Source organism: Pseudoalteromonas aquimarina, from assembly GCF_049257255.1.
Taxonomy (GTDB): Bacteria; Pseudomonadota; Gammaproteobacteria; order Enterobacterales; family Alteromonadaceae; genus Pseudoalteromonas.
This window is the reverse complement of record NZ_JBMMUG010000007.1, coordinates 1-13,819: the sequence shown is the minus strand read 5'-3', so window position 1 is coordinate 13,819 and position 13,819 is coordinate 1. Positions and strand designations below refer to the sequence as shown.

General features: G+C 41.4%; 10 protein-coding genes. 4 read left to right on the top strand and 6 right to left on the bottom strand.

What is annotated here, in order from left to right; genetic code table 11:
• The first annotated feature begins 135 nt into the window (after window positions 1-135).
• The gene (locus tag AAEU29_RS16825; protein WP_421974388.1) at window positions 136-1,215 is read left to right on the top strand and encodes a helix-turn-helix domain-containing protein; all 1,080 of its coding nucleotides are present in this window, start codon (window positions 136-138) and stop codon (window positions 1,213-1,215) included.
• A 34-nt stretch (window positions 1,216-1,249) separates the two neighbouring features.
• Here AAEU29_RS16825 and AAEU29_RS16820 read toward each other — a convergent pair whose 3' ends face one another.
• The 4 genes from AAEU29_RS16820 to AAEU29_RS16805 form a co-directional block, all read right to left on the bottom strand.
• On the bottom strand, window positions 1,250-1,930 hold the full coding sequence (locus tag AAEU29_RS16820; RefSeq protein WP_421974387.1) for a hypothetical protein: 681 nt from the start codon (window positions 1,928-1,930) through the stop codon (window positions 1,250-1,252).
• The gene (locus AAEU29_RS16815; RefSeq protein ID WP_421974386.1) at window positions 1,914-3,515 is read right to left on the bottom strand and encodes an Aq_1262 family (lipo)protein; all 1,602 of its coding nucleotides are present in this window, start codon (window positions 3,513-3,515) and stop codon (window positions 1,914-1,916) included. Before AAEU29_RS16815 ends, AAEU29_RS16820 begins: the two co-directional genes overlap by 17 nt.
• Before the next feature lie 86 nt (window positions 3,516-3,601).
• On the bottom strand, window positions 3,602-5,437 hold the full coding sequence (locus tag AAEU29_RS16810) for an alkaline phosphatase PhoX (protein ID WP_421974385.1): 1,836 nt from the start codon (window positions 5,435-5,437) through the stop codon (window positions 3,602-3,604).
• A gap of 267 nt (window positions 5,438-5,704) precedes the next feature.
• On the bottom strand, window positions 5,705-7,474 hold the full coding sequence (locus AAEU29_RS16805; protein WP_421974384.1) for an endonuclease: 1,770 nt from the start codon (window positions 7,472-7,474) through the stop codon (window positions 5,705-5,707).
• 315 nt (window positions 7,475-7,789) lie between these two features.
• Here AAEU29_RS16805 and AAEU29_RS16800 point away from each other — a divergent pair, with 315 nt between their 5' ends.
• Together AAEU29_RS16800 and AAEU29_RS16795 are read left to right on the top strand one after the other, a co-directional pair.
• Window positions 7,790-7,969: a hypothetical protein gene (locus AAEU29_RS16800; protein WP_421974383.1), complete on the top strand. Its 180-nt coding sequence runs from the start codon at window positions 7,790-7,792 to the stop codon at window positions 7,967-7,969.
• A gap of 51 nt (window positions 7,970-8,020) precedes the next feature.
• The gene (locus AAEU29_RS16795; protein ID WP_421974382.1) at window positions 8,021-9,139 is read left to right on the top strand and encodes a TRAP transporter substrate-binding protein; all 1,119 of its coding nucleotides are present in this window, start codon (window positions 8,021-8,023) and stop codon (window positions 9,137-9,139) included.
• Window positions 9,140-9,145: 6 nt separating this feature from the next.
• Here AAEU29_RS16795 and AAEU29_RS16790 read toward each other — a convergent pair whose 3' ends face one another.
• Window positions 9,146-10,930 carry a putative bifunctional diguanylate cyclase/phosphodiesterase gene (locus AAEU29_RS16790; RefSeq protein WP_421974381.1) on the bottom strand — a complete coding sequence of 595 codons (1,785 nt, stop codon included), beginning with the start codon at window positions 10,928-10,930 and terminating at the stop codon, window positions 9,146-9,148.
• 287 nt (window positions 10,931-11,217) lie between these two features.
• Between AAEU29_RS16790 and AAEU29_RS16785 the strand changes: the two genes are divergently transcribed.
• Window positions 11,218-13,341, top strand: coding sequence for a TonB-dependent receptor (locus AAEU29_RS16785; RefSeq protein ID WP_421974380.1), 2,124 nt, complete (start codon window positions 11,218-11,220; stop codon window positions 13,339-13,341).
• A gap of 33 nt (window positions 13,342-13,374) precedes the next feature.
• Here AAEU29_RS16785 and AAEU29_RS16780 read toward each other — a convergent pair.
• Window positions 13,375-13,819: IS4 family transposase (locus tag AAEU29_RS16780; protein WP_421974379.1), on the bottom strand; the 445-nt coding region annotated here is incomplete at its 5' end.

The following is a 13,819-nucleotide window of genomic DNA, read 5'->3' as shown; positions in this document are numbered from 1 at the left end:
CAAAATTTAAATTTCGCGCCGAATTTGAAATTCGGCACACAAAAAATGACAAAGTTACTTACAAAAGGAAATTTGATCCTTAAATGTACGCTAGTTACACTAGGTACTGTTGTTTTATAAGTTGCATTCCCTGTTATGGCCCTTTCTAATTTTTACATTTTAGCGCTGTGTGTTTGCCTTGGTTGTTTAATTGCGCAGCTGTTTGTTAAGCAGAAAAAGTTGCCGCATATTCTGTTTGCTATTTTCTGTGGCTCAATTGCCATGACGCTGACGCAAAAAGTAACAGGCGATGCCATTGGTGCTTACAAGTATTTAATTGGATTAGGCACAGTCGCAACCTGTAATTGTTATTGGTTATTGTCGCGCAGCTTATTTCGCCAACAAAACGTGATAGAACGTCATCATTTAGCGCTCGCATTGGCTATTTCTTTGCTTATTTTTATCAATCAGGGATATTTGTTTGCAAGTTCTAGCCATATTATTGCAAGCAGCAGTGACTCGGTGTTTCGTCATGTATTGTCGGAAATCACCGTATTATTATCGTCTTGTGTGTTGGTGTTATCGTTTTGGGAAGGTTGTAGAGGCTTTAAAACCGCCACTAAACAAGACAAAGCACAGCGTATTTTGTTTTTATCAACCTTTGGCCTTGCTGTTGGCATTAGTAAACTAACCAGTTTTACCCTTGCGGATAACGCAGATGCAAAAGAATGGGTGTTAGCTGCAATTATTTTAATGGTGGTTATAAATACACAGCTATTACTTGCATGGCGCTCGCACCCTAAAAAACAATCGGCTCCGCAAGATGCCATTGACAATAAAAACGAACTACCGCAAAGCGTGAGTGATACAGACACTGCCCTTGCACGTGAGATTACATCGCTTATTAACGAAGGTTCGCTTTACTTACAAGCCAATTTAAAAGTAGCGGATATTGCACGCAGCCTTGATGTGCCAGAATATAGAGTAAGCCGTGCGTTAAAAGCACACATTACCGACAAAAACTTTAATCAGTACATTAATAGTTTACGCATCGAGCATGCAAAGCACTTATTGGCAAATCCTAAACACCAAAACTGGTCAGTACTGGTAATAAGCCTAGAAAGCGGCTTTGCCTCCATTGGCCCCTTTACGCGTGCATTTAAGGCAGAAACCGGGCAAACACCTAATCAATTTCGTCAAATGCACTTAACCGATGATTTGGTAAAGGCAAGTTAGTTAAGCAAAAACTAAAAAAGGGCATTGCCCTTTTTTAATTCGTGATACTGTTTGAAAATATTGGCCGCTCTTTTACGAGTAAACCGCGCACAATCAGTACACTGAGTAAAAATATTTGCCAATCGGGTGTATTTAGCGAAAAGGTATAACGCATTAGCGCTAATAAACCAAAATAGCCTATGGCTGAATATTGTAACCAAAGCCAAACAAACGGCGTATGCTGCTCATTTGATGCTAACCGATCACCTACCTTAAGCCCTGCTAAAGTGAATAAATACACCACAGCACCAACCACAATAAAAGATGTCCATACAAAAATGCTCTGCCACTCAACTACTTGTGCTGACTTTGCAGGCCCCGACCAAAGCGCATCCCAACTTACAGCAATAATCAGTGACCATGAAATAGTCGCAAGTAATGGGTTACTATCATCGCTAGAAAACAGCTCGTCATATAAATACACCGCAATAAAGCCAAGTGCCACAATACCCAATAATGGCGTTAGCCAAGGCAGCCATTTAATGCCATAAAAACTTAAAAGGTAGCCACACATTGGCAGTAAGGTGTGCGAGCCCACAACCCCACTTACCCATTTGAATCGGGTTTTAGCACAGGTTAATTTGTTGCTATAAAGTGCGGTAACTAGGGCGACATCCATACCTATCGCCGCCCCCATCATTAAACAGGCAAGCAGATACTCAGCGGCGAACTGCATTGTCTTCACCTGTTAGCCACGAAAGGCGAATATCCCATTTATGGTGATGCTCTGGTGGTAATGGGCTTTGCTCACCATCTACTTGCTCAAGTACATTGGTCGCTTTGCTGATATTGGCATCTCGGCCAAATAAAAAGCTCTGCTCTTGCACAATAGTTTTGTAGGCTTTATTGAGTTTTAGCGCGCGCTCTTTTGATGGCATAATCAGTTCATAAATGCTATCGAGCTTACTGACTTTATCACGCTTTATGTTACCGTCACTGTCAAACCAGCGCAGCAGCATTTCTTGGTTTTGTCTAAACTCATCACCGCCGCCAACGCGTTGCAAATAGGTTAAAAACTCCCCATCAGATTCGCCTAATGTGGGCACATCTTTTTGCGCTTTTAAGTCAATGTAGCGCCAGCCAAGTTTACCCTCGACTTTGCGCGGAAATGAAAAGGTTTGGTCAATAGTCGTGCCAACGGTTTTATGACAACCGTTACAAAACATCAGCTCTTGGTAGTGCTGCGGGCGAAGTTGGCCTTGCTGGTCTTCAATGTAACCATTAATAGTCCAGCTAAAGCCGTTATCAATACCGCGCTCACCGACTGAAATGGTCTTAGGTAATTGTTCAAATTCTTTTTCTTTTGCTTCAAGCGTATACGCACCGCGCAGTCTATTGGCTGATTTAAAGCCGTGCTTTTTCATATAACGCACTTCTTTCATGCGCGGGGCATTATAAATTTCGCCTTTTTCATCAACCCCTAAATAACGCACCGTGTGTAAAAATTCAGTGCCTTTTGGGTAAAGCATGGCATGCAGAGGTGTTTTATTTGCATCCCCAACATAAAAAGCTTGTTTTGTGATTTCAGTCACCGTTGACAAGGTGCCGTCATTATTAAGATCGTGCTTAATAATGCGCTCATTTATTTCTGGTGTTGAAATCATGGTTAAATCTTTGATGGTCATTTCAACCAAACTTAAGTTGGCAAAATACACGTCTAAATTAAACTCGCCGTTTATTTCACGAAATGCTTTAGGTAAGCGGATCATCGCATCACCTGTAGAGCCATTGGTTGGCCAAAAGGTACTTGGAAATGGCTTGTAGTTAAATGCAACCCAGTGACTGTTATCTTTTGCCACACCTAATTCGTTAAATGCGTTTGCTGGTGTGGCTAAATTTTCAATCACCATGGCGCTTGCTTGCGTTGCAGCTTGATGTGCTTTGGCAAACTCAGAGTAATTATCTTGATTCACATAGGCCATAATCGCTTCATCACTTATGCCTTTAATCAGCGCTGAGCGGTCAAGAAATAAGTTTTTCCAACTGTTATTCATGCCTTCATTCGAAAACTGATAATCGCCCTGTAAGTCACCATCATTCATAATGTTAGGACGTTTTTCGCTGTGCTTATAAGTTTGGTGACAGGCATAGCATGGGTTATTTTTGCCTTCGGTTTTAGTGTAGCACTGTGGTGGGATCACCGCTTCAGGATTATAAATTTCATCGTGTTTAATATAATCAAGCGCGCTTGGCTGCTTTGCAAAAACAGAAAAACTCGCAAACGTTATAAACGTAGCAAGTACAAGGCTAAGGTATTTCATACTCATTCTTCCAACTAAATGAGAAGTGTTTATACCAATGCTGTTAAAAGTGAATTGGTAGTTCACACTTCTCGTAAAACAATTGCTTATTTTTTCACTGGCTCATATAGCCAAAGCGTATTGTTTTCTTGGAAACCGTCTTCACCAATGATGATACGGCCGTCGTCCATAACGATTACGTTGTCAGGTTGTGAAAGTTGGTCAACATCACAGCGTGCGGCACCTGATAGGCTGCTACGGTAAGTTGAGCCCATAACAAGTGGTTCAATGCGGCTAATGTTATAACCCGCTTCAAGTTTTGCGCGGTAAACACCACCACAATCTTTAACACGGCTCGAAAGCTGAATATCACCTTCGTTATCAATTAGTGTGTTGTCTAAATCTGCAATCGCAAGATAAACATAAGCTTCGCGTACATCTTCACCATCAATGGTGTTTACACCTTCAATGGCTTCTTGTGCGCGTTTAGTATTAATTGAAATACCTTCAAGCTTACGCCACTCTGCCGTTGCACCTTTTAAGCGCGCAGCCTGACGTGACTCTAAAAACACAGCGCGGTTATCCATTGGCTCACCTGCTGTTACCTTGCCGCCGCCATTAGCTACGGTTGGGTAAGTTGCATCGCCATTTGCCCATGCTTCAACGTCAGCCATTGTCATATAGCTTGTTTCACCTTCAACAAATTGGTCTGTGCCAATGCCATCAAAGTCTGCAATCCATGCTTCAATCATGGCATTGTCACCATGACCTAATTCAACCCACGATACATCAAAGCCCGTGGTTGCAGGGTCGTTTTGACCAACGTCTTGTGTAAGTTTTGCGCCATAAAGCGTACCTGAACTTAAATCTTCTGGCGTATCGGCAACAAATTTAAATAGCACGCCACCTGTGTCATCTTGTGATAGGTAAACTGTTTTACCATCCGGCATTACCGTTGCATTTTCATGCTCATAACGGCCAAGCGCATAATGCTTAACCACTGTTGGCTCGTTTGTAGTTGGGTTTTGTACTTCAGCAATATAACCATAGCGGTACGGGTTTGGCGCATCTGGTGCAGTCAGTTGCCACATGTAACCAATCATATCGGTTGTAACTAATGCAGGATTGTTCCAATTAGGATTGGTTGTAGATGATACTGTTGAGTCAACAATCCACTCTTCTGATGTCAGTGGTGTATTCCAAGGAGTTACTGAGCCAAAACAGTTAGCAGCAGTGCCGTGTACACCATCAAAATCAAGCATCATGGCATCAGTTACTTTCCAACTGCCGTGAGTGTCTTTTTCAATTGCCATGCGGCTCATACCACCTGGGTACATTTCCCAGTTAGTGAATAAATAACCTTTACCCGCACCGGTTTGAATAAAACCGTTAAAATCTGGCATATCGTTTTCAAGAATAAGCTCATCACCTACCATTGAATAAATATGGCCAAGTCCTTTTGGTAATTTACCGTCGTAAGTATCACCAGTTTGACCAAGCACTTGGTACTGGCCGTAAGCACTCATTACTGTTTGACGCTCAGCATCGCTTACCGGCACTGGTGAATCAACTAATGTTGCAGGTAAATTATTAAAGTTAACGCCTGCAAGTACACCAACCGTACCTGTGTGGAAAGTTTTACCAGCTGAATTTGCAATGGTGTTACTGTCTGCTGGGTGCTGTGCATTAAAGAATAAATCACCTTCTTCTGATAAAAAGATACCCGTCACTTCTGCGCCCGTTGGCACAGTTGCTAGACGCGTAAGCTTACCCGCTGAACCATCAACACCATTTGTACCATCTACGCCATTTTGACCATCAGCGCCTGCTTGACCTGTTGCACCCGTTGGACCTTGTGCACCATCATCGCCGTCTGAACAGGCACTCAGCGCAAGTAAAACCGATAGCGCAAGTGCGCTCATTTTTATTTTTTTATGTTCCATGTTGTTTTCCATAAGTGACGGTAAATTAAAATCGCTCACTATGGTGTCGTGTAATTATGAAATTCACGTTACTGATTAATTAACAAAAAAAGTCGATTTAATGACGTATTCGATTGAGCACAAACGGCGTTTTTTAATCTGGGAACAGAAATTAACTATAAAAACGTGACGTTAAAATAACGCTAACTTGAATTAAGTTTGAAGTTGAGATAACAAAAGCGCCAAACTAGGTTGGCGCTTCTTAAGGTTAATTAACTTGAAATCAGGCTAATTAAAGGTAATCGACCACTGGTTAAGTGTGCCTGTATCTTTGCGATAGTTATCGGCTACACGCAGTTGCCATTGCCCTTGTGCAACTGATGATGAATTAACCGTGTACTGTGCTTTCACATCATTTGCTGAGTCTGAGCCATTTTTGCTTTTAAGTGTATGTTGGCTGCCATCAGGCGCAACTAACACTAAGCTAATATCACCGCGATAGGTATGGCTAATATCAACGTCTATTGTCACTGAATTAGCAGTGCCTGAGCGCGCTACATTTATTGTTGATGTTACCGATGCATTATCAGGAATGGCCGTTGATGCCGTATTAGTAAATACAGATTGCTCTGGTTCGGTTGGTGTTGTGCTACCACCTTCGAATGTTTGGTCTGCGTTCACTTGGTTTGATGTAGCTTGAACCAAAGCCCAGCTGAAGTCGCTGTATGCTTTACCTGTGCCTTTAAGTTGCAGCGACATACCCACAGCAGTGGTTGTGCCTTCAGCAACACCAATATCAGTTGATGTTAATCCGTTAGCTGGGCCATCGGTTGCCGTTAGCGTACCTTCATAACTTAAAAATTGCACTACTTCATTTTTCGCATTTACAAGTGCAATGCCATCAGCCGCGCCATTTTGTAATCCAGAAATGGCAAAGAACTTAGTGCCAAAACCTGCTTGTTGATTAGCAAGTACGCCAGAAAGGTTCACGGTTTTGTAGGCTGTACCGCCATTGCCATTGTATGCAACTAGTGAGTAGCCGCTAAGATCAATGCCTTCTGCACCTGCAATTTCAACACCTTCATTTACGTCGGTGCCGTCGTTGTCATAATGAAGTTCATTGATCCAAGGCGAACTATTGCTTGGCGTTGTAGGCGTGCCGCCATCGGTGCCACCGCCTGTACAATCGCTTTCAAATACACAAGCAACAAACTCTGGGTGATCAATAAATGGGTTACGGTTGCCTTGGTATTGGAAAATCGCATCATTACGGCGCATTTCAAAATCATCTACCGGATCGGCTTTATGCCATTCAAGTAAGGTTGATTTTAAACCCATATAGGCGATTGCTTCATTACCACCCGTTTTTGACCCTTCAATTAAGTTACGGTCATCAGTCAAAATAAGGTCTGGTTCTAATACACCTGTGACAGAGTGACTGCCACCTTCGTAGCGAACGGCTAAATACATTAGCGCACGAGCAACATCACCACGACGCGCAGGCCATGTTTGCCAGCTACCAGTAGCACCCGAACCCAGCGTTAAATTAATATCATCTGAGCCGCCACCACGGTTATTGTTTAATTCGGTCGCCTTTACAATACACGCTGCATCACTACACGCTGCATAAGGTTTGTTACTGCGGCTTGAGTTATAACTGCTATCTGCAATAAATAAGTGGTGTAAATCTGTGTACGGATAGTTGTTACTGCCATCGGTTGGAAAACCGTATGACTTTGGCCAACTGTGCTCGCGGTTATAAAAGTTATTACCGCCGCCCGCTTTTGTGTAACTGGCATTTTTGTAAACATCAATCACATTGCCCGCGTTATCTGGGTCTTGATCGGCAACTTCCAATACATCCCACGTATCAGTACTGGTGGAAGTATAAGGAATTTTTGTATGCCCTTTAATGATGTGATGTAAGCTTTGTTTTAGATTATCAGCTGTAGAGCTATCTGCAGTTGAATAATAGTTTTCTGGCGCTGCAGCCAGTGTTTGTGTTGCGTAACATGCAATAAAGATTGATGTTACTAATTTTAAGCGTGAGAGATTCATGGTTATCCATTTGTTTTTTATAGAAAATTCAAATCAATACCATCCTTTGTAAACTGCTTCCTGTGCAATATTTGAAATTATTGCCGCGCTACTCTAAAGTAATTTCTTTACATTTTCCTTACATTTAGAATTTTTACTCTATTAAAATACTGTATTAAGGCGCTGTAGACCTTGGTTTATAAGGGTTTTGCAGTTTCGATAACAAATGTAAACAAGAGGTAAATTTAGTTGTTTATTATTTCTGCAATTTGTGTCATTAATTGGTCATGGAAAAGCAGTAAACCAAACATTAGAAATGACTATGTGAGTTAATTTATGATTGAGAATAAACGTTATTTAATTGAGTTTGCTGTACAAGAAGGCGACAGCGTTGCGCGCTATGTGGCCGGTGATAACTTGTCGCTGGAAAGCGTCACCAAATGGGCTAAAAAGCTTGAGCAAGATGAAGATTGTATTTCATCTTTTACTATCACCGAAGAGTCCACCCCTACCTAGCTTTTCAGCACGACTTATTGAAAGCCCAATGATGTTGGCTAAACTTAGAGTATGCCGCTATCTCGTCGTACTTTTATCCACTCTACAACCGCACTTTTAGCAAGTACGTTAGTTCCTTCATCGTTTTTATCTTATGCCCTAAGTACTGAGCAACAAAAAGCGCAGGATATAACTGCAAAGCAAAATGCTGATTATATCCTAACCTTTGCATCTCCCTATAAAACCGAAGAATCCGAGTATATTCCCCACATGCATCAGGTGTTTAAACACAACATCGAAACCATGTCAGCGGGCAAAATTTATGTTGATATAAAAGATGGTGGGCAAATTGGCAGCGGCACCGATTTAATGGCCGCAGTCACTAGAGGGCGCGTTGATGCCGCACTTATTTCAGTATCTAACTTATCTCGCGCCCTACCAGTGTTAGATGTGCTCAACATACCTTTTTGGGCAAACAGCAATCAGGCTTTTTTAAATTTAATTAGTTCCACCTATTGGCAACAGCAAGTTGTAAATAAAATTAAGGCGCAAAGCGTTGTAGAGATTTTATTTCACTACATTACGGGTGGGCGCACACTAAGCACCACAAAACACACCAATAAAGTAATTAAAACGCCCAATGATTTAAGGGGATTAGTACTGCGTGTACCTGCAAGCAAGGTACTTAAACAATTTTACAGTATGACCGATGCCCATGTGATTGAGGTTAATTGGGGCAAAGTCGCCAGTATGGCACGTTCTGGGCATATTCAGGTAATAGATCCTGGGGTAATAGGGCTTTATGCTGGGCCTGATAACTTACGCGAAACCATATCAACTATTAGCCATTTCAACACTGTGCCCGATGCGTGGGTGAATGTCGTAAACCAAAAATGGCTATCGCAATTACCTTTAGCACTTCGCTTAATTGTAAGAGAAGCCGGGCATCAAACCTTTTTAAACCAAATAAGTCAATTAGCAAGCATTGAAGATAACTGTAAAGCGGCATTTAAAAATGCTGGGTGCACTTTATTTACACCAGACCAAACAACACTTGCACAATGGCAAGACCAATTTGGTCAACATCGCCATGAGTGGCGAGACGTGAAAAAAGAGTTGATGGGTTCGGTGAAAGCGTTTGATTATTTAGTCGAAGCCAGTAACAGCCCAAGTCCATATCAATTAAGTTAAAAAATACTAGCTAACATGCTTTATTTGTTGCGCTAATAGCTTTTCAAATTCCTCTACTGGCAAAGGTTTAGAGTAATAATAGCCTTGATACATAAAGCAGCCTTCGCTGTTTAATATGGCAAGCTGTTCTTTATCTTCAACACCCTCAGCGATGGTTCTCATATTTAAGTTTGTTGCCAGTTGGATAATGGTTTTCACTACCATGTGTGCTTTTTCACAGGTGGCGCAGTTATCAACAAAACTCTTATCAATTTTAAGTATATCGATGGGTAACTGGCTTAATTGGCTTAACGATGAATAAGCAGTACCAAAATCATCCAGCGATAACGTAAAGCCAGCTTGTTTAAGGCGCTTCAGTACTTCTATATTGTCTTGCATATTATCCATTAAAGCACTTTCAGTTTGCTCAATTTCAATATAACTTGTGCTACACCCTGTCTTTTTAAGGGTAACAAGCGTTTGTTCAATAAACTCCTCTTGTGCTAGTTGAATCGCAGATACATTCACCGCAACATTAGCAAAATCAGCATGCTGGCACCATTTAACCGCCATTTTACTGGCTTCTTCAATTACCCAATTTCCAATGTTAATAATTTGCCCTGTTTGCTCAGCAATAGGAATAAACTCCGCAGGGCTTATAAAGCCAAGCACAGGATGCTGCCAGCGAATAAGTGCCTCCGCTGACATAATCACACCACTTTTAGAACACACTTTTGGTTGATAGTGCAAAGTTAATTGTTGATTTTGAATGGCATTTTTAAGGTCAGATTCAAGCGTAAAGCGTCTAAAGGCATTACTGCTTAAGGTATGCTCGTAGAAATAAAACGTGTTTTTACCTAACGATTTTGACTTATACATCGCCAAATCAGTAAACGAGCATAAGGTTTCTGAGTCATTGGCATCTAATGGTAAAATGGCAATACCAATGCTGGCGGTAAGTGAATATTTTTTCTCTTTAAAAACGTAACGCGATTTACTTTGCGCAATAATTTGTTTTGCCAGTGACGTTGCATAGGGCTTTACATCTTCTTTAGGAAAACAAATAAAGGCAAACTCGTCACCGCCCGTTCTAAATACACCAAAATCATCACTTTCAAGCGTAGCGTAACGTTTCGCTACTAGTTTTAACGCCGAGTCACCCACTACATGACCATAGCGGTCATTCACTTGTTTAAAACCGTCTAAATCAACAATAAGCAGTGCAAATTGCTTTTTTTCGCGCTTACACGTCGCAACACAACGCTCTAATGTTTCTAAAAAGCACTTACGATTAGCAAGGCCAGTTAAATAATCGGTATAACTTTCTTTGCGAAACGTTTCCATTTGCTTGCGTGATTTTTGCTGGAAATACGTCATTATGCTGGCAAAGCTTGTAATAATCACAAGCTCAGCACCGTCTTCGATAATATCGGCTAAAAGTGCGTCATCGTATGAAGGAATGTAAGCACTTAATAGCAACACAGACGCTAAAATTGGGTAGAATGAGCCCGGAAATGCCAAAATATATAGTAAAGGAATAAACAGGTAAATTTCTTCTATCACTTCAATATCAAGGGGAAAGTTACAGCCTACAAACAAGACACAAAATAATGAGAATACCGCAGAGGATTTTTTGAAGAGTTGATTTTTTACAAGGTAAGAAGCAGCAGAAAAAAGCGCAAAAAAGCCATAGCCAACCTTGGCCAGCATGGGCTGTTCAAACCCCATTAACACATAATTTGTGATAAACCACAGCGTAAAAAACACCACAGCTAAAATGGGTGAAAGCGATTTTATTCTTTTAAACTTCAATCCTGATCTCACACTAAAACAATACCTAAGTACTAATAAAAAAGTAAAACCTATACTTTTTCGCTATTTTATTGGAAATGAATTCAAAAATACACACGTGTTTTGATCAATAATTAATAAGATGCCATCTACTGCCTAAAATGCAAACACTTCATATGATTTCTGCTACTAAAATCTTAACCTAGTAAATTGAAATAAATCATTCATAAACAGCAACAAACACTATTGCAATTAATAATTAATATCATTACGATCCGCATCAAATCTCAATTTGATATGGAAGTAAAATGTTTAAAACGCCCCTTAGTTTAACCGCCCTCTTTGTTTCTACTGCAGTTTTTGCTGACAGCCCAACCTCAGAGCAACAATTAAAAGACATGGAACGCATCATAGTCACTGGCAGCCGCGTAGAAGAACGCATTGATGAAGTGACCGCATCGGTTGTGATTGTCGACCAACAAGCACTACTTCGAAATATGGAAGTCACCAACGAGTTGCAAAGCATTTTAGCCATTCAAGTGCCGGGTATGGGGCCAAACACAGGCACAAATAGTAGCTCTGGCCAAAACTTACGTGGTCGTAGCGCCTTAGTACTAATTGATGGCTTGCCACAATCAACGCCCCTGCGTAATGGTCGTTTAGCTATTCGCTCGTTAGATCCAAGTGTGATTGAGCGCGTAGAGGTTATTAAAGGTGCAACTTCTATTTATGGTAACGGCGCCGCTGGCGGTATTATCAACTACATCACCAAAAATGCTGACAGCAAAGACGGCTTTAACGGCAAACTCAACTTAGCAACTAATTTTTCAGCCACTGATTTTGACGACAGCCTTGGCAAACGAGCAGACGTTACGCTTGATGGTCGCAGCGACAAATTTAGCTTTGTTGCCAATGTAGCCTATGAGGATAACGGCATTATTAAAGACTCCGATGGCGATGCACTTGGTTTGCTGTATGGTATGTCGGGCTTTGAATCTAAAAACGCCTTTACCAAATTAGCCTACGATTTAACTGATCAAAGTGCCCTGTCACTTACTTATAACTACTTTGAAGGCCAACAAGAAACCGATTACATCAGCATTGATAACAATGTTAATCTGGGTGAAAAGAGTTATGCCATTAAAAACACAACGGGCGAAAAAGCACCGGGCGACCCGCAAGGCCCACGTGGAAACCACAACCTAAAACTGCAATATGAACATGCCGATATCTTTACCGATACCCTATTCACGGGTGATATTTATTGGCAAAAGCTTGAGAACGTTTTCTTCTACAGCACTAAATTCCGCGATCCTGCCCTTGGCCTTGCCGGTGGTCAATCAATGATCGAATCAGAAAAAACAGGTATTCGCGCCAACTTTAATACCACTTTTGATTTTGACAACACCGCTGCAAGTTTTACCTATGGTGTTGATTTATTGAATGATGTAACAGCACAAACCATGGTTGACGGGCGCGACTGGACACCTGAAATGGATATGGACAACGCAGCTGTTTACTTGCAATCAAAATTTGTGATTAATGATGATTGGGTGGTTAAAGCAGGTCTTCGCCATGAAGAAATTGATGTATCAGTGCAAGATTTCCAAACATTAATGGTTTGTCGTAAAGCCTGTAGCGATGTGATTGATGTTGAAGGTGGCAATATTGAATATAGCGCCACAACTTACAATGTGGGCCTTCGCTACAACGCCATAGACGCATTTATGCCATTTATTAGTTATTCAGAAGGCTTTGACGTAACCGACTTAGGCCGCACATTGCGTACAGCCGACGCGCCAAGCGTTAAAAAGATTGATACCGATGCGTCGATTATTAAAAACTACGAAATTGGTTTTGACGGCTATTACGGTATTTTCAACTACCAATTTGCAACCTTTATTAGCCAATCGGATATTGGTACAAGCCTAGTTGAAGATCCAGCAACCGGTAAATACGAAAGCGTACGCTCACCTCAAGAAATTTACGGTTTTGAAGCCGCACTGGAAGCGCAAGCAACAGACAACATTAAACTCGGCGTTAACTACAGCTGGTTAGAAGGTAAAAACACCGACACCGACGAATACCTGAACGGCAGCACCATTAACCCACCAAAGCTTGCAGGTTATGCTGATGTTAGCTTAAGTGATGATTGGCGTATGTCTGTTACCTTTATGCACGTAGGCAGCCGTGACCGCTTTGAAAAAGTAGGTGATGTTTACACCGGCACCAACGGCCCAGTCAGCAGCTATCAGGTGGTTAACTTAAGCTCGTCATATCAAATCAACCAAGCGTTAAAGGTGTATGGCGGTATTGAAAACTTACTTAACCAAGATTACTACCCTGCTCGCTCACAAACATACACTGGCGCTGGCTACAATGTAAAAGGCAAAGGCGCAACAGTAAACCTAGGTATTAACTACTTATTTTAAAATGTAAAAAGGCGCTTTAAAGCTGTCTCTTGATCACAAGTCAGACTCAAGAGACTTAGCTAAATCGTAGCCTTCAAGGATGGCTTGCAGTTTAAGCCACCCTTGCATTAGCACTTTAACTGAAGCGTGTCCCGTGCGTTTCGTATCTTTCCAACCACCAAGCTTAGCAAGTTCCTCATAAGCCCATTTCATATTGGGAGCGGTGTCTGGTAACGTCGTTTTTACTCTCTTTAGCCATAAAAGCTTCCAAGCTTTACCCGATAATACCTGCTCACAACTTGGATTGTTAGGCAGATTACGTGCGAATTTTAGTTGCAATATACGTGTAGCGATAAAACCATGAATAGTGACTAACCTTTCCATGTTTTCTTGGCTTTGTAGACGTAAGCTTTCTATGTCAGTGCCATCACTTTTCCACACTTTATGATATTCCTCGACTAACCATCGATGTTCGTAGTAGCTAATTATTTCTAACGCC